General features: G+C 64.3%; 15 protein-coding genes and 1 tRNA gene. 6 read left to right on the forward strand and 10 right to left on the reverse strand.

What is annotated here, in order from left to right:
- Positions 1-171 precede the first annotated feature (171 nt).
- The 3 genes from J1C56_RS26870 to J1C56_RS26880 are packed head-to-tail and all read left to right on the forward strand — an operon-like array spanning position 172 to position 3,133.
- Positions 172-819, forward strand: coding sequence for a TetR family transcriptional regulator C-terminal domain-containing protein (locus tag J1C56_RS26870; protein ID WP_214393062.1), 648 nt, complete (start codon positions 172-174; stop codon positions 817-819).
- On the forward strand, positions 816-2,393 hold the full coding sequence (locus tag J1C56_RS26875) for a 5-guanidino-2-oxopentanoate decarboxylase (RefSeq protein ID WP_214393063.1): 1,578 nt from the start codon (positions 816-818) through the stop codon (positions 2,391-2,393). Before J1C56_RS26870 ends, J1C56_RS26875 begins: the two co-directional genes overlap by 4 nt.
- Positions 2,394-2,425: 32 nt before the next feature.
- Entirely contained in the window at positions 2,426-3,133 is a 708-nt protein-coding gene (locus J1C56_RS26880) for an SDR family NAD(P)-dependent oxidoreductase (RefSeq protein WP_214393064.1), read from the forward strand.
- Between the two features lie 50 nt (positions 3,134-3,183).
- On the opposite strand, the gene J1C56_RS26885 is transcribed toward J1C56_RS26880, so the two are convergent.
- From J1C56_RS26885 to aroA, 6 genes are all read right to left on the reverse strand, one after another.
- Entirely contained in the window at positions 3,184-4,326 is a 1,143-nt protein-coding gene (locus tag J1C56_RS26885) for an alpha/beta hydrolase (protein WP_214393065.1), read from the reverse strand.
- A 218-nt stretch (positions 4,327-4,544) separates the two neighbouring features.
- Positions 4,545-6,242 carry a 30S ribosomal protein S1 gene (gene rpsA, locus J1C56_RS26890; protein WP_214393066.1) on the reverse strand — a complete coding sequence of 566 codons (1,698 nt, stop codon included), beginning with the start codon at positions 6,240-6,242 and terminating at the stop codon, positions 4,545-4,547.
- A 171-nt stretch (positions 6,243-6,413) separates the two neighbouring features.
- Positions 6,414-7,052 (reverse strand): (d)CMP kinase, encoded by a 639-nt coding sequence (cmk, locus tag J1C56_RS26895; protein WP_214393067.1) that lies wholly within the window; start codon positions 7,050-7,052, stop codon positions 6,414-6,416.
- Between the two features lie 20 nt (positions 7,053-7,072).
- Positions 7,073-7,774, reverse strand: a complete 702-nt coding sequence (locus tag J1C56_RS26900; protein ID WP_214393068.1) for an SDR family oxidoreductase — start codon at positions 7,772-7,774, stop codon at positions 7,073-7,075.
- Positions 7,775-7,791: 17 nt separating this feature from the next.
- Positions 7,792-8,823, reverse strand: a complete 1,032-nt coding sequence (gene rhuM, locus J1C56_RS26905; protein WP_214393069.1) for a RhuM family protein — start codon at positions 8,821-8,823, stop codon at positions 7,792-7,794.
- 87 nt (positions 8,824-8,910) lie between these two features.
- Positions 8,911-10,251, reverse strand: coding sequence for a 3-phosphoshikimate 1-carboxyvinyltransferase (aroA, locus tag J1C56_RS26910; protein ID WP_214393070.1), 1,341 nt, complete (start codon positions 10,249-10,251; stop codon positions 8,911-8,913).
- 174 nt (positions 10,252-10,425) lie between these two features.
- On the opposite strand from aroA, the gene J1C56_RS26915 reads away from it, so the two are divergent.
- Together J1C56_RS26915 and J1C56_RS26920 are read left to right on the forward strand one after the other, a co-directional pair.
- On the forward strand, positions 10,426-10,812 hold the full coding sequence (locus tag J1C56_RS26915) for a TIGR02300 family protein (RefSeq protein ID WP_214393071.1): 387 nt from the start codon (positions 10,426-10,428) through the stop codon (positions 10,810-10,812).
- 146 nt (positions 10,813-10,958) lie between these two features.
- Positions 10,959-11,034 (forward strand) — tRNA-Ala (locus J1C56_RS26920).
- A gap of 111 nt (positions 11,035-11,145) precedes the next feature.
- Here J1C56_RS26920 and J1C56_RS26925 read toward each other — a convergent pair.
- The gene (locus tag J1C56_RS26925) at positions 11,146-11,493 is read right to left on the reverse strand and encodes a hypothetical protein (protein ID WP_246591987.1); all 348 of its coding nucleotides are present in this window, start codon (positions 11,491-11,493) and stop codon (positions 11,146-11,148) included.
- Between the two features lie 28 nt (positions 11,494-11,521).
- Positions 11,522-11,854 carry a hypothetical protein gene (locus J1C56_RS26930; protein ID WP_214393072.1) on the reverse strand — a complete coding sequence of 111 codons (333 nt, stop codon included), beginning with the start codon at positions 11,852-11,854 and terminating at the stop codon, positions 11,522-11,524.
- A gap of 21 nt (positions 11,855-11,875) precedes the next feature.
- On the opposite strand from J1C56_RS26930, the gene J1C56_RS26935 reads away from it, so the two are divergent.
- Positions 11,876-12,946 carry a siderophore-interacting protein gene (locus J1C56_RS26935; RefSeq protein ID WP_214393073.1) on the forward strand — a complete coding sequence of 357 codons (1,071 nt, stop codon included), beginning with the start codon at positions 11,876-11,878 and terminating at the stop codon, positions 12,944-12,946.
- A gap of 42 nt (positions 12,947-12,988) precedes the next feature.
- Here J1C56_RS26935 and J1C56_RS26940 read toward each other — a convergent pair whose 3' ends face one another.
- Together J1C56_RS26940 and J1C56_RS26945 are read right to left on the reverse strand one after the other, a co-directional pair.
- Positions 12,989-13,330, reverse strand: coding sequence for a hypothetical protein (locus tag J1C56_RS26940; protein ID WP_214393074.1), 342 nt, complete (start codon positions 13,328-13,330; stop codon positions 12,989-12,991).
- 150 nt (positions 13,331-13,480) lie between these two features.
- Positions 13,481-14,704, reverse strand: coding sequence for an alanine racemase (locus tag J1C56_RS26945; RefSeq protein ID WP_214393075.1), 1,224 nt, complete (start codon positions 14,702-14,704; stop codon positions 13,481-13,483).
- Positions 14,705-14,751 lie beyond the last annotated feature (47 nt).

Raw genomic sequence — 14,751 nt, forward strand, 5'->3', positions numbered from 1 at the left:
CGTCGCGATGTTCCCCTGGGCGGTGAGGATGGACCCATCTGCCTCGCGGCGTCAACGGCACCAAGTCCCGCTCTTATGCGCCCATTACGGCACTTGCGACGTTGTTATGCAAGTGTATAAATATTGCTAAGAGCCGGCTTCGGCGTTTTTTCTCAAGATGCGAAGGTGGGCATGGCAGTCGCTGCGCGGAGAAAATTCCGCCGCGAAGGCGAGGAGCGCCGGCGGCAGGACCTGATCGAGGCGACGCTGGATTGCGTCGCCGAAAACGGGCTGCAGGGCGCGACCGTCAGAGCCATCGCGCTGCGCGCCGGTGTCACCGCCGGGCTGATCCGGCACTATTTCCCAGGCAAGGAAGAGCTGCTGCAAGCAGCTTATGCGACGATCATGGGGCGCATGACCGAACTCGCCAAGACAGCGCTTGCGACCGTCGAAGAACAGCCGAGGCTCCGGCTCGCCGCCTTCGTTGAAGCGAGCCTGGTACCGCCCGTCATCGACGTCAGGACCTTTTCCATCTGGGCGAGCTTCATCGGCCGGGCGGGATCCGATCCGGCACTGGGCGTGGCGCACCGGGCCGGCTATCTCGGCTTCCGTGACGAGGTCGAGACGCTTGTCGCCGAAGTGCTGGCCGACGCCGGCCGACAGGCGAGCGCGGGCGAGTTGCGCCGGCACGCCATCGCCATCAACGCGATCATCGACGGGCTGTGGGTCGAAGGCTGCCTCGCCGGCGACATGTTTGCAAAAGGCGAGCTGGCCGAGATCGGCATCGGCTCGGTCGAGGCGATGCTGGGTTTGAGATTGCGGCAAGGAGACGTGGCATGACGACGATCGGCGAAGCGCTCATCGACCTGCTGGAAGCCTATGGCGTCGACACGGTGTTCGGCATTCCCGGCGTGCACACGATCGAGCTCTATCGTGGGCTGGCGCGCTCGAAGATCAGGCATGTGACGCCGCGCCACGAACAGGGTGCCGGCTTCATGGCCGACGGCTACGCCCGCGCCTCGGGCCGGCCGGGCGTGGCCTTCGTCATCACCGGGCCGGGGCTGACCAACACCATCACGGCAATGGCCCAGGCGCGCGCCGATTCCGTGCCGATGCTGGTGATTTCGGGCGTCAACGCCCGCGCCACGCTCGGCAAGGGGCTTGGCTACCTGCACGAACTGCCTGACCAGCTGGGCATGATGCAGAAGGTGGCGCTGTCGTCGCGGCGGGTGACGGAAGCAGCCGAACTGCCCGGAGCCATCTCGGAGGCCTTCGAGATCTTCGCCAGCCGGCGGCCGGGGCCAGTGCATATCGAAATCCCGCTCGACGTCATGCCGCTGCCAGCCGACGGCCTCAAGGCATCGGCAAGGCGCGCCGTGCCAGATCTGGTGGATGAGGCGGTAATTGCCGAGGCATCAGCCTTAGTCGCCGCGTCGCGCCGTCCGCTGATCCTGGCCGGCGGCGGCGCTAAGCGTGCGGAAGCGCAACTCAAGGCGCTGGCCGAAGCGCTCGATGCACCCGTGGTGACCACCGCCAACGGTCGCGGGCTGATGTATCGCCACCCGCTCAACGTGCCGGCAAGCCCGAGCCTCAAGGCGGTCAGGGCGCTGATGGCCGACGCCGATCTGGTCATCGCCGCGGGCACCGAGTTCGGGCCGACCGACTACGACATGTATGGCGACGGCGGCCTGGTGGTCCCGCCGACGCTCATCCGTATCGACATCGATGACGCACAGCTGGCGCGGCGGCCCGCCACCGTATCGATCCGCTCGGATGCAGGCGCGGCCCTTGCGCGGTTGGCAGCGGCGGTGGGCGACGGGCGTGGCTCGCCGGGAGGCGCGACGCGGGCCAGGGCGACGCGGGAGCGCGCCTGGGCGGAGATCGGCGAGGCGATGCAGGCTCAGGTGAGGGCGGTGGAAGCGATCCGCGACGCGCTGCCGGGGGCGATCATCGTCGGCGATTCCACCCAGCCGGTCTATGCCGCCAATCTCTACTATGACCACGATCGCCCCGGCGGCTGGTTCAATGCGGCGACCGGCTACGGCGCGCTCGGCTTTGGGCCGCCGGCTGCGATTGGTGCTGCCTTGGCCGTACCGGATGCGCCCGTGGTTTGCCTCAGCGGCGATGGCGGATTCCAGTTCACCCTGCCCGAACTTGGCGCGGCGCTCGACGCGCGGGCGCCAGTCATCTTCGTTGTCTGGAACAACCGCGGCTATCGCGAGATCGAGACCTCGATGCTCGACGCTGGCGTCGAACCCGTCGGCGTGTCTCCGGTGCCGCCTGATTTCGTGCTGATCGCACAGGCCTATGGGCTCGCGACGGAGCGCCTGCAGGATGTTGGCGCGCTTGGCGACGCATTGAAGAAAGCGCGCTCGACGGGAAAACCCTGTCTGATAGAACTCACCGTCAAATAGGCCGCGCGTCGCGGCCAGTCGGGGAGTTGTGCATGACGAAGAGTTTCGAGGGCCGGCACGTCGTTGTGTCAGGCGCAACCGGTGCGCTGGGCGCGGCAGTTGCAAGGCACCTGCTTGGCGAGGGCGCGATCTGCCATTTGCCGATCAGCCGGACGACGGCGCCGGAAGGTTTCGAATTCTCAGGGCAAGACCGGGTGCATATCGCCACCGGCGTCGACCTAACCGACGCCAAGGCCGTCGACGCCTTCTACGATGCCATTCCCGGCCTGTGGGCCTCGATCCATTCGGCCGGTGGCTTCGACATGGGGTCGATCGACAAGGTCGATCCCGGCCAGTTCGGCCAGATGATGGACATCAACGCCAAGACTGCTTTCCTGTGCTGCCGCGCGGCGGCGCGCGGAATGATTGCTGGCAAGGCCGGCGGCCGCATCGTCAACGTCTCGGCCCGCGCCGGCATCGAGCCGCGCAAGGGCGGCGGCATGGCCGCCTATGCGGCGAGCAAGGCGGCGGTCGCGGCGCTGACCGTGGCGCTCGCCGAAGAGCTGAAGGGCGCCGACATCCTGGTCAACGCGGTGGCGCCATCGACACTCGACACCAAGGCCAACCGCAACGACATGCCCAAGGCGGATTTTTCGAAATGGGTCAGCCTAGAAGCGGCAGCCGCTTCGATCGCGCAGCTTGCCTCGCCGGCCAATCTGGTCACCAGCGGAACCGTGGCTGAGATATACGGACGCGCGTGAGGGCAGCCGTCAGGCCGTGACGGGATCGCCATTGGCAGATCCCGCCGCGCCTACTGCGTCAGCAGGCCGCCATTGGGCACGCCAAGCAGCTTGGCCGGCAGGTAGATGACCAGCGAGGCCGCGCCCTTGATGACCTGGCCGCCGTCGGCGAGGATCGTCTCGGCCGGGGCGCCCTCGCCCCTTTCGGTGACGTCGTTCATCAATCCGCCCTGGGTGGTCAGGGCCATCAGCGTCGGTGAGCTGGCGAAGACGCCATGGCTGCCGCCGTCGAGATTGGACGTGTCGAGCACGGTGATGTTTTCCGCCTGCAGGGCGGCGACATCGGCGCCGGAGCCGACGCGCGGGTGGCCGCCGGTCAGCCCGCCCGACAGGTTCAGCGCCTTGTCGCGCTTCGACACCAGGATCATGAACGGGTTGGGCAGCTTGTCGATGTCGCGCATCTGGCTCTGGAACACGTCGATGTCGATGTCGGGTGCCGCCAGCACGAGGCCGCTGATGCGGCTGATGTATTTTTCGCGGCCGCTCAGCGACAGGCTGCGCAGCGCCTCCATCACGACATAGCTGCCCATCGAGTGGCCGACGAGCACGATGCGCTTGGCCTGGCTGCGCGCGGCGATCTCGATGGTGTCGGCAAGGCCGTCGCGGCTGTAGGCGGCACTGTCGCGGTCGTAGACGTAAAGCGGCAGCGATCCGGCCGACGGCCAGGCGTAATGCAGCGCCACCGCCTTGACCTTGTAGTCATGGACGATCTGGGCATTGCGGAAGATGCTGTCGGCGAAGTTGTTGTTGTAGCCATGCACGAAGATGAAGATTTCGCGCTCGGCCTCGGGGCGCCGCATCAGGTCTGCATTGAGGGCGGCGACGAATTGCGCCTTGTCGTCATAGGGCTGGAAGGTGCGGGCGATGAAGTTGCGTTCCGGGCTCGGCGTGCGGCTCGTGCTTTCGACCTCGCCGGCAACATGCGTCCTGGGGATGCCGATCTCGAACTTGGCGAAGTTGAGATGCTTGGCGCGTTCCGCCGAATAGGGCAGCGACAGGTCGTTCGAGCGGGCGCGCATCGTCGAGACGTAGATCTGCACGACGGAGGCGGATTCGCCTTGCTTGCCGTCATTGAGGCCGAGCACGGCCCGGCCGCCGCAGCCTGACAGCACCAGCAACACAAGGACAAACGTCAGAAAACGCAAACTGGGCATGGGCAGGCTCTGAACGCGGGCAGCAGGTCCGCGATTAATGAGCAGCAATTCCCTGTCACGGCAACCTTGGACAAGCCGATCCCGCCCGGCCTGGAAGCATTCGGACGTGCCGTGAAGCATTCCGGCATCACTTCGGGCCCGCTGGTGCAAGTCGCCAAAGAAAAAACCCGCCGGATCGCTCCGGCGGGGTCTTCAGTTCACGACAATGAGCTGTTGGCTCAGTTGTTGCGGTTCTTCAGGGCTGCGCCCAGGATGTCGCCGAGCGAAGCGCCGGAGTCGGTCGAGCCGTACTGAGCGACTGCTTCCTTCTCTTCAGCGATTTCCAGCGCCTTGATCGAGACCTGCAGCTTGCGGGTCTTCTTGTCGAAGGCGATGATGCGGGCGTCTACCTTCTGGCCGACGACGAAGCGCTCGGGGCGCTGCTCGTCACGGTCACGCGACAGATCCGAACGCTTGATGAAGGTCTCGATGCCGCTCTCGACGAGACGGACTTCGAGGCCACCATCCTTGATGCCGGTGACTTCGCAGGTGACGACGGCGTTCTTGCGCAGTTCACCCGTGGTCGAAGCTTCGCCAACCGCATCCTTGCCGAGCTGCTTGATGCCGAGCGAGATGCGTTCCTTGTCGATGTCGACGTCGAGAACCTGAGCCTTGACCATGTCGCCACGGTTGTACTCTTCGATGACCTGCTCGCCCGGACGGTTCCAGTCGAGGTCGGACAGGTGCACCATGCCGTCGACGTCGCCGTCGAGACCGATGAACAGGCCGAATTCGGTCTTGTTCTTGACTTCGCCTTCGACTTCGGTGCCGACCGGGTGGTTACGGGCGAAAGCTTCCCACGGATTCTCGAGCGTCTGCTTGAGGCCGAGCGAGATGCGGCGCTTGGCCGGATCCACTTCGAGCACGACCACGTCGACCTGCTGGGTGGTCGACAGGATCTTGCCGGGGTGCACGTTCTTCTTGGTCCACGACATTTCCGAAACGTGGATGAGGCCTTCGATGCCCGGCTCGAGCTCGACGAACGCACCGTAGTCGGTGATGTTCGTGACGGTGCCGGTGATCTTCTTGCCGATCGGGAACTTGGTGCCGATGTCCGACCACGGATCCGACTCGAGCTGCTTCATGCCGAGCGAGATGCGGTGGGTTTCCTGGTTGATGCGGATGATCTGCACCTTGACCGTCTGACCGATGTTGAGGATTTCGGTCGGATGGTTGACGCGGCGCCAAGCCATGTCGGTGACGTGCAGCAGGCCGTCGATGCCGCCGAGGTCAACGAACGCACCGTAGTCGGTGATGTTCTTGACCACGCCTTCGACAACCTGGCCCTCTTCGAGGTTCTGCACGATTTCCGAACGCTGCTCAGCACGGCTCTCTTCAAGCACGGTGCGGCGCGACACGACGATGTTGCCGCGACGGCGATCCATCTTGAGGATCTCGAAGGGCTGCGGGTTGTGCATGAGCGGGGTGACGTCGCGGATCGGACGGATGTCGACCTGCGAACGCGGCAGGAAGGCAACAGCGCCGTCGAGATCGACGGTGAAGCCGCCCTTGACCTGGTTGAAGATGACGCCTTCGACGCGCTCACCCTTGGTGAACTTCTCTTCGAGCTTGACCCAGCTCTCTTCGCGGCGAGCCTTGTCGCGCGACAGCATGGCTTCGCCAAGCGCGTTTTCGATGCGCTCGACATAGACCTCGACGGTGTCGCCGACCTTGAGCTGGCCGTCCTTGGCCTTGGCGCCGAATTCCTTCAGCGGCACGCGACCTTCGACCTTCAGGCCGACGTCGATGATGGCCATGTCTTTTTCGATGGCCGTGACGATACCCTTGACGACCTGGCCTTCGCCCGAATGACCGTCCGAGAAGGACTCTTCGAGCAGGCTCGCGAAATCGTCGCGGGATGGATTAGCTTGTGACATTGGATCTCCTGGTGCGTCCCGGCTAGCGGGAGCGGCGCCGTGGGTTAGCGTTGCGTTGGCCTGCCAACATCCCGGGCAAAAAGCCCTTGGCCGCTCAAAGCGGCAAATCGGCGCAAGAAGAATGCGGACAGGTCGGTTAAGTGGCGAAACCCCGAGGCTTCAGCCGTGCCTTCAACTTCCGAGGACTCGATCGACGATATCCCTGGCTGCGGAAAACGCGGCTTCTATATCCATTTCTGACGTGTCGAGCAAGTGCGCGTCGTCGGCGGGCCGCAAAGGCGAGTCGGCGCGGCCGCTGTCGCGCTCGTCGCGGCGTACGATATCGGCGAGGATACCGGCGAAATCGGCGCTGCCGCCATTGGCCTCGATCTCGGCCAGCCGGCGCTGCGCGCGGACCTCGGCACTGGCCGTGACGTAAAACTTCACGTCGGCGTCGGGGCAGACCACGGTGCCGATGTCGCGGCCGTCGAGCACGGCACCTTGCGGCGAACGCGCAAACTGGCGCTGCTTTTCGACCAGGATTTTCCGCACCTCGGGGATCACCGCCACCTTGGATGCGGCCTCGCCGACGGCATGCGCCGACAGCACCTTGCGGTCGAGATGGTTGAGCTCGACAAGCTTTGCCGCCTCGATGGCATGGGCGACATCGTCGAGCGGCCAGCCTTTTTCGATCAGCATGTGGGCGACGGCACGGTAGGTCAGCCCTGTGTCGAGCAAAGCGAGGTGGTAGTAGTCGGCGAGCCGGCGGGCGAGCGTGCCCTTGCCGGCGCCAGCGGGGCCGTCGATGGCGATGGTGATGGAAACAGGCATGTCTTTGCGCTGGTCCCTTGTCAGACGCCGCGCATCAGGCCGCCGTCAACCTTCAGGCTCTGGCCGGTGATGTAGGCAGCACCCTCGGAGGCCAGGAACGCGATGGTCGCGGCGATCTCCTGGGACGTGCCGTATCGCTGCATCGGCACGCCGTCGCGGCGCTCGTCGGTCTGCGGCAGGCTGTCGATCCAGCCCGGCAGCACGTTGTTCATGCGGACATTGTGCGGGGCGTACTGGTCGGCGAAGAGCTTGACATAGGCGGCGAGGCCGGCGCGTGCCACGGCCGAGGTGGGGAACATCGCCGCCGGTTCGCCGACCCATGCGGTCGAGATGTTGACGATGGCGCCGCCCTTCTGGGCAACCATGATGGGTGCCACGAGGCGCGTCGCGCGCACGACGTTCATGAAATAGACGTCGATGCCGGTGTGCCATTGCTCGTCGGTGATCTCGAGCAGCGGCGCGCGCGGGCCATGGCCGGCGCCGTTGACCAGCGCGTCGATGCGGCCCCATTTTGCCATTGTCAGGTCGACGAAGCGCTTGAGGTCGTCGTTCGACTGGTTGGAGCCGGTGAAGCCGAGCCCGCCAAGCTCCTTGGCCAGCGCCTCGCCCTTGCCCGACGAGGACAGGACAGCGACGGAATAGCCGTCGGCTGCCAGTTTTCGCGCCGCCGCAGCACCCATGCCGCTGCCGCCACCGACGATCATCGCTACTTTGTTGGTCATGCTATTCTCCGTGTCCCCTAGCGCTTGGGCGTCTTCGGAAGGCCCTTCGACTGCCTCACCAGATCGGCGATGGCCCGGTCCGCCTCTTCCTGGCGTGTCAACTTCCGCATCTGGTCAAATCGTTCATATTCAGCTTCGGCGAACTGCCTGGCCGTTGCGGCTTTCACCGAGCCGCCTGTTCGCAGCACGTTTCGCCCCAGATTGGCAAGCTGCCTGTCCAACAGATTTTGTGCGTCCAGCATGACGACAAGGCGGCCGAGGTCGAGCTGATCCTCGAAGATATCGAGCAGGATCGTGGTCAGCCGGTTCAGCTCCTTGATCTCGGGATCAGCGAGATAGTTCTTCGAGACGGCTACGTCAGACTTCCGGATGTTGTCGCCTTGCCATGCTGTAAGACCCATGTTGATGGCATTGTGGTCGGCTCGTGCGGCGACAATCTCCGCTGGCGTATTGGACGTTACCGCAAATACCAGCTTGGCTTGGGTTCTCTGATAAAACTCCCGGGCAGTGTCTGTGGTGCCATCGTAATCCTGGCACATGGCGCAAATCGCACGCAGTTCACGATAGACATTGGCCTCATCGGACCGGATGTCGCGAATGATCTCGCGAAGCTCGGCGACTCGGTCCCTGGCTTCCGGCTGCTTGAGGCGAGGAGCGTCGACAACGAAGCCCTTTTTTGCAAACTGGACGAGAATCCCGGTTGCCCAACGCCGGAAGACCGTGGCCTGAGCCGAAGAGACGCGGTAGCCGACGGAAATTACCGTATCGAGGCTGTATAGTACGGCAGGCCTACCGGTAGTTGTTTGCGTTTTCCGCAAAGAACTGGGCTCGTCCAACTCCCCTTCCGCAAACACGTTCGCGATGTGTCGCGACACAGTCGATATGTCCTTGCCAAAAAGCTGCGCGATCTGGGCCTGGCTCATCCAGAGCGTTTCGCCTTCATAGCGAATGTCGAGGCGAAGGCCCTTGTCCGAGTCGTAGACAAGAAAGCGGTCGCCGGATTCCGCGTCCTCGACCAGGCGAACCGGTCCCTCAATGTCGTCGCTCATAGCCCCACCTAGCTCTTAGAATGGAACATAATGGCAACATTGCTATGGCAACTGGGACGCGAACTCAAGGGCAGACAGCGCCTTGCGCTATTCGATCTCGGCGCCCAGGTCGGCCATCAGGCCCATGAATTCCGGGAAGCTGGTGGCGATCATTGCCTGGTCGTCGATGGTGACGGGCTTTTCGGAGGCCAGGCCCATGATCAGGAAGCTCATGGCGATGCGGTGGTCGAGATGGGTCTTGACGGTGCCGCCGCCGAGGCCCTTGCCGCCAGGAGTGCCACGGACCGAAAGCGTGGTTTCGCCTTCGGTGCAGTCGGCGCCATTGGCTTCGAGACCGCGGGCGACGGCAGCGAGACGATCGGATTCCTTGACGCGCAGCTCTTCCAGGCCCTGCATCAGCGTTTCGCCCTCGGCGAAGCAGGCAGCGACCGCGAGCACCGGATATTCGTCGATCATCGACGGCGCGCGTTCGGCCGGGACCTTGACGCCCTTGAGCTCGGAACCGCGCACGCGCAGGTCGGCGACATCCTCGCCGCCGGCATTGCGGCGGTTGAGTATCTCGATCGAACCGCCCATTTCGATCAGCGTGGTGATCAGGCCGGTACGGGTCGGGTTCATCAGCACGTTTTCGATGGTGATGTCGGAGCCGGGCACGATGAGAGCTGCAACAAGCGGGAAGCCGGCCGAGGACGGATCGCCAGGAACGGCGATGACCTGGCCGGTGAGCTTGCCCTGGCCTTCGATGAAGATGTGGCGCACGCCCTGCTCGTCGGTCTGGACCTCGATGTTGGCGCCGAAACCCTTGAGCATCTTTTCGGTATGGTCGCGGGTCATTACCGGTTCGATGACGGTGGTGATGCCCGGCGTGTTGAGGCCGGCGAGCAGCACGGCCGACTTGACCTGGGCGGAGGCCATCGGCACGCGGTAGCTGATCGGGGCGGCCTGGCGCGGGCCGCGCAGCGTCAGCGGCATACGGTCGCCGGGGGATGCGTTCAATACCTGCACGCCCATCTGGCGCAGCGGATCGAGCACACGGCCCATCGGCCGGCCCGACAGCGAGGCGTCGCCGATGAAGGTGGTTTCCATGTCATAGGTGCCAACGAGGCCCATGGTCAGGCGCGAGCCGGTGCCGGCATTGCCGAAGTCGAGCGGCGCTTCTGCCTGCAGCAGCGCGCCGTTGCCGGTGCCCTTGATGATCCATTCTGGCCCGCGCTTTTCGATATGGGCGCCCATCGCCTTCATTGCGTCGCCGGTGCGCATCACGTCTTCGCCTTCGAGCAGGCCGGTGATGCGGGTTTCGCCCGAGGCGAGGCCGCCAAACATGAAGGAGCGGTGCGAAATCGACTTGTCGCCGGGCACGCGGGCGGTTCCAGACAGAGATTTCGACTTCCGGGCGACGGCCGGCTGTGGCACAGCTTGATGCGACATGGTGGTTCCTCGTGCGGGATGCCCGCGAAACGGGGCTTTCCCAATGATTGCGGCGGTGTCGTAGCATCGATTGTCGTAACGGTCATCCCCCATTGCCCCTGCCGGGGGATTTGGCTTTGACAGCGCCACAAACTGCGGCTAAGGGGACCAAAATCGAGAAAGACGAGGCCTGACGTGGCGAAATCCGAACTTGGCACAAAACGCGTCGACCCGGAGACGGGCCGAAAGTTCTATGACCTGAACAAGGACCCGATCGTTTCGCCCTATACGGGCAAGACTTATCCGCGTTCCTACTTCGACGACGGCAAGATTGCCGCCATCCTCGAGGAAGAAGAGGAAGTCGAGACCAAGGAGCTCGACGCCGAAGAGGAAGGCGCGGAAGTCGTGTCCCTCGAGGATGCCGACGACGAGGCCAAGGCCGGCGACGACCTGCCGGATCTGGACGACGACGATGTCGATCTGGGCGACGACGATGACGATACCTTCCTCGCCGACGAGGAAGAGGAAGACGACGACGTCTCCGACATGATCGGCGTCGGCGACGACGACGACGAGATCTGATACGGCTTTTCGGGCAACCGAAAAAAAGGTTTCGATCAAGGCTTGCCAAGGGTCGAATGCGGCGCTAGAAGCCGCCAACAACTGCGGCGCGGACGACAAATTCGCGCCGACCTTCGCCGGAAACGGCGCCCGGCCCAGGCCGGTGTGGGGCCATAGCTCAGCTGGGAGAGCGCCTGCATGGCATGCAGGAGGTCAGCGGTTCGATCCCGCTTGGCTCCACCAAATTCTTCACAAGGTCAGTAAGTTAGCGAATCCTGGCGGAAACGCCGCTTTGCTGTCCGTCTGCAAATCCCCTGGACATATCCAAATCATGACCGCATCGGCCATATCCGTTCAGTTGGCCGGCGTGCCGACCTCATCTGGGTAAAGCGCCTCGGCCAGGTCGCGCACTGCTTCCGCCGTGCGTGGGCCGAAGCCGATCATGTAGGCGCCGTCGAGCACGACCAGCGCGCGGTTGGCAGCGGCGGGCGTGGCGCTCCAAGCGGAAATGGAAAAGACCTGCTCCCGCGTCGGCCCACCATTGCCGTCGCTCAGGATGACGTAGGGCGCCGTTTCGACGAGCTTTTCCTCCGACGCGGCCTTGAAGCCGTTGACCTCGCGCATCGGATTGATGCCGCCGGCATGACCGATGATCGCATCGGCTGATGTGCCGGCACTGGTCCTATCCGAGGTTTCCGGCAATGATTTAACTTGACTAGCATAATCAAGTTTAATTACTCAAGTCCATGACGCAGGGTACAGATGCCCTGTCGTCGAGCCAGCTCGGTGCGTCACCTGCACATTCAGCAAGCAATTCTGTCGCGCGGACGATTTGAGGGCTTGAAGTGACGACGTTCAGAAATTTCCTTTTTGCCGGCACGGGATGTGCGGTCATTGGCAGCGTGCCGGCTTTGGCGCAGCCGGTGAAGGTTCTGCCTGCAAGCACCGATGCCGAGGCTCTGCTGAAGAAGCCCGCTGTCACCCTGGCCGACCTCTTCGCCACAACAAGGGCCAGACCTTCGAGATCGGCCTGACCGGCCGCATCGGCGGCTAATTCCTTCATGCAAACCGGACTTGAACTGCCATGACCGAACTTCAATCCCGCGCCGAACTGCAATTGCAGCTTTCACCCGACCAACTGCAAAACATCCGTGACCGGATGGAAAGCTTCGACGCGCGCTCGAGCGACGAGGGCGGGGCGGTCAATTTCCGTTTCGTCTTTGGCGAAGCCTCGCTTGTGATGCCCAAGGGTTCGCTGATCATGCGTGCCAGGTCGCCACATCCCGACGGCCTGGCTCGGCTCAAGGACCTGATGGCGACATCCGTGGAGTTCTATGCGAGCGAGAGCCGGCCGCAGATCGTGTGGCAGGGCGACCTGTCCGGTCAAGGCGAGCTGGAACAGTTTCGCGAGGCGACAGTCGTCGAGACGATGGACCTGACGCCGCATATGAAACGCGTCCGGCTCAAGGCTGCCAATCTCGAACGCTTCGCATCATTTGGCGGGTTGCACATCCGCATGCTGTTTCCGACGCTCGCCGTGCCAGATCCGGTGTGGCCGGTGCGCGGCAACAATGGCCTGGTGTCCTGGCCTGATGAGGCGCGGCGCCCGCCAGCGCGGGTCTATACCATCCGAAGGCTAGACGTGTCGGGTGGGCATTTCGACGTCGATTTCCTGATCCACGAAGGCGAAAATGTCGGCTCCAACTGGGCTTCGGCTGCGCGCAAGGGTGACAAGGTCGGCATCCTGGGGCCGGTCGGGCGTCCGCTCAGGCCGGCTGACTGGTTCGTCATGGGCGCCGACGAAACCGGCCTGCCGGCGGTCGGGCGGATGCTCGAGAGCTTGCCGGCAACGACGCGCGGCATCGCCTTCATCGAGGTTGCGGATGAGGGCGAACGCCAACCGATCGAAAATCTGACCGGGATCGAGGTGAAGTGGCTGTATCGAAACGGCGCGCCCGGCGGTGAAAGCACGGCACTTGTGGATGCCGTCATGTCGGTTGCATGGCCAGAGCAGGGAACGAGCTTCGGCTGGTTCGCGGCAGAAGCCGACGCGGCAAAGCGCGTCCGCGATCACTGGCGCAGCGACTTGGCGCTGGGGCGCGACCAGACGATTGCCTCGGCCTACTGGACACGCGGCGCTGCCGAAACGGAGTGAGGCGCGATGCGTGGCTGGGGCGCGACGACGGAACAGCCGGCATCAGCGGCATTTGCGCTTTCTGGCGGTGTCGATGGCGGCTTGCTCCTGACGCAAGCCGTCGATCTTCGCCGTCTGCCTGTCCTGGATAGCGCCGACGGCCCGGTTGCCGACTGGCGCCCAGGCCGGAACGTTCCACTGGCCGACGGTGCCGCGGCTGATGGCTGTGCGTGAAATGCCCGCGGCCGTGGTGCCCATGGCGACATCGAGTTCGCCGCAGTCGAGGGCGTCGTATTTCAGTGGGTCGATTGATCCAAGCGAACCTGTCCCGGATGCGCAGCCAGCCGCCGAGGCCAGGGCGAGGAACAGGGCAGCCCCCGTTGAAGCAAGAGCTATTGCCTTCATCAGGCAAGCCTAACAAGTCCGCGCTGCAATTGGAACAGGCGGCGTCCCAAGCGGTGGCGGTGCCTGCATGGAGCGTTCGTTTTCTGAGCCGCAGGCGAAGCTTCGCGCCTGTGGCTCATGGCCATTTCGGTCCCGCGTGAAGCGAGCTGCTCAGGTCTGGCAGTTGCGGGCGTTGACCGGCAGAGCCAGTGCTTCGCCTTCGTCGCGGCGGAGGACAAAACTGTCGAAATTGGCGATGGTGGCGCAGGAGTGGTTGGGGAAGACCCTGACGCGGCTGCCGAGCGGCAAGCTGCGGCCCGCCACCGGCACGAAGCCGTGCTCCTCCGACATGCGCTCGAGCGTCCACACGCCTGCGTCGCTGCCTGCGTCTGCGCCGATGACGATACCGAAGCCGTTGCCGCCCATGCCATGCGCACCGCGGTCGGAGCTCATGGTCTTGGATCCCGCATCGATGATGAAATGCGTGTCGTTGGAGGCGACGACACGGGCGACGACCGACAGCGCCAGGTCGTCGGCGCTGCAGATGCCGAGGCGAAGGGCGGTGCCGTCGAGGAAGACGTAGTTGCCGGGACGGATGCAGTCGACCGCCTGAAGCGGGGCGCCGCGGCAGGTCGGCGTCGCGCCGACCGACAGGCAAGGCACCGCGATGCCCAGGCTCTTCAGCGTGGCGGCGAGGCCCGCCAAGGCAGCAGCCTCGTTGCGTGCGACAGCGGCAAGGCTGTCGGCATCGGCGGCGGCATAGGAATGGCCGGCATGTGACAGCAGGCCGGCAAAGTGCAGGCCAGGTGCCGCGACGATCTTCTGGCAAACGGCGATCGCCGCCGGATCGTTCGGCTTCAAGCCGACGCGGCCGAGGCCGACATCGACCTTGAGGAAGACGCCGATTTCGATGCCGTGGCGCACGGCGGCGGCGGAGACCGCGTCGACGCCTGTCTCGCTCGCGGCGATCATGCGCAGCTCGGTGCCATGCGCCTTTACCGCCGGCAGCAGACGGTCGAGCGATGAGGCGTTGACGATCGGATAGGCAACGATGATCGACGGGATGCCGGCCTCGACGAAGACCAGTGCTTCGCTCGGCTTGGACGCGGTGATGCCACGGGCGCCAAGGGCCAGCTGCCGCTTGGCCAGGTCGATGCTCTTGTGTGTCTTGACGTGCGGGAACATGAAAAGCCCGGCGGCATCGGCGCGGGCCTGCATCGCCTGCATGTTGCGGACAAGGCGTGTTTCGTCGACCTCGACATAGGGCGTCGGACGCTCCGCCGCCGCCGGGCGCCTGAGGCCTTCGATCTTCAGCTGGGCAGGCGTTGCGACAATGTCGTGGGTTGTGCTGGCGGACGCAGTGGCGGCCGCCAACGACAGGTTTGAAGTGGTCATTTTGGGAATGCTCTGATTTGAAACGAGGAACTGTTGATAGGGCCGTC

This window comes from Aminobacter anthyllidis, assembly GCF_018555685.1.
GTDB classification, from domain to species: Bacteria; Pseudomonadota; Alphaproteobacteria; order Rhizobiales; family Rhizobiaceae; genus Aminobacter; species Aminobacter anthyllidis.

What these genes read in the sequence shown, in the direction of transcription:
- rhuM (WP_214393069.1), bottom strand. Translation starts at nt 8,823, where the DNA reads ATGAGCGACGACATTGAGGGACCGGTTCGCCTGGTCGAGGACGCGGAA.
- J1C56_RS26940 (WP_214393074.1), bottom strand. Translation starts at nt 13,330, where the DNA reads ATGAAGGCAATAGCTCTTGCTTCAACGGGGGCTGCCCTGTTCCTCGCC.
- aroA (WP_214393070.1), bottom strand. Translation starts at nt 10,251, where the DNA reads ATGTCGCATCAAGCTGTGCCACAGCCGGCCGTCGCCCGGAAGTCGAAA.
- J1C56_RS26900 (WP_214393068.1), bottom strand. Translation starts at nt 7,774, where the DNA reads ATGACCAACAAAGTAGCGATGATCGTCGGTGGCGGCAGCGGCATGGGT.
- J1C56_RS26875 (WP_214393063.1), top strand. Translation starts at nt 816, where the DNA reads ATGACGACGATCGGCGAAGCGCTCATCGACCTGCTGGAAGCCTATGGC.
- J1C56_RS26930 (WP_214393072.1), bottom strand. Translation starts at nt 11,854, where the DNA reads ATGAAGGAATTAGCCGCCGATGCGGCCGGTCAGGCCGATCTCGAAGGT.
- J1C56_RS26880 (WP_214393064.1), top strand. Translation starts at nt 2,426, where the DNA reads ATGACGAAGAGTTTCGAGGGCCGGCACGTCGTTGTGTCAGGCGCAACC.
- J1C56_RS26885 (WP_214393065.1), bottom strand. Translation starts at nt 4,326, where the DNA reads ATGCCCAGTTTGCGTTTTCTGACGTTTGTCCTTGTGTTGCTGGTGCTG.
- cmk (WP_214393067.1), bottom strand. Translation starts at nt 7,052, where the DNA reads ATGCCTGTTTCCATCACCATCGCCATCGACGGCCCCGCTGGCGCCGGC.
- J1C56_RS26870 (WP_214393062.1), top strand. Translation starts at nt 172, where the DNA reads ATGGCAGTCGCTGCGCGGAGAAAATTCCGCCGCGAAGGCGAGGAGCGC.
- J1C56_RS26945 (WP_214393075.1), bottom strand. Translation starts at nt 14,704, where the DNA reads ATGACCACTTCAAACCTGTCGTTGGCGGCCGCCACTGCGTCCGCCAGC.
- rpsA (WP_214393066.1), bottom strand. Translation starts at nt 6,242, where the DNA reads ATGTCACAAGCTAATCCATCCCGCGACGATTTCGCGAGCCTGCTCGAA.
- J1C56_RS26935 (WP_214393073.1), top strand. Translation starts at nt 11,876, where the DNA reads ATGACCGAACTTCAATCCCGCGCCGAACTGCAATTGCAGCTTTCACCC.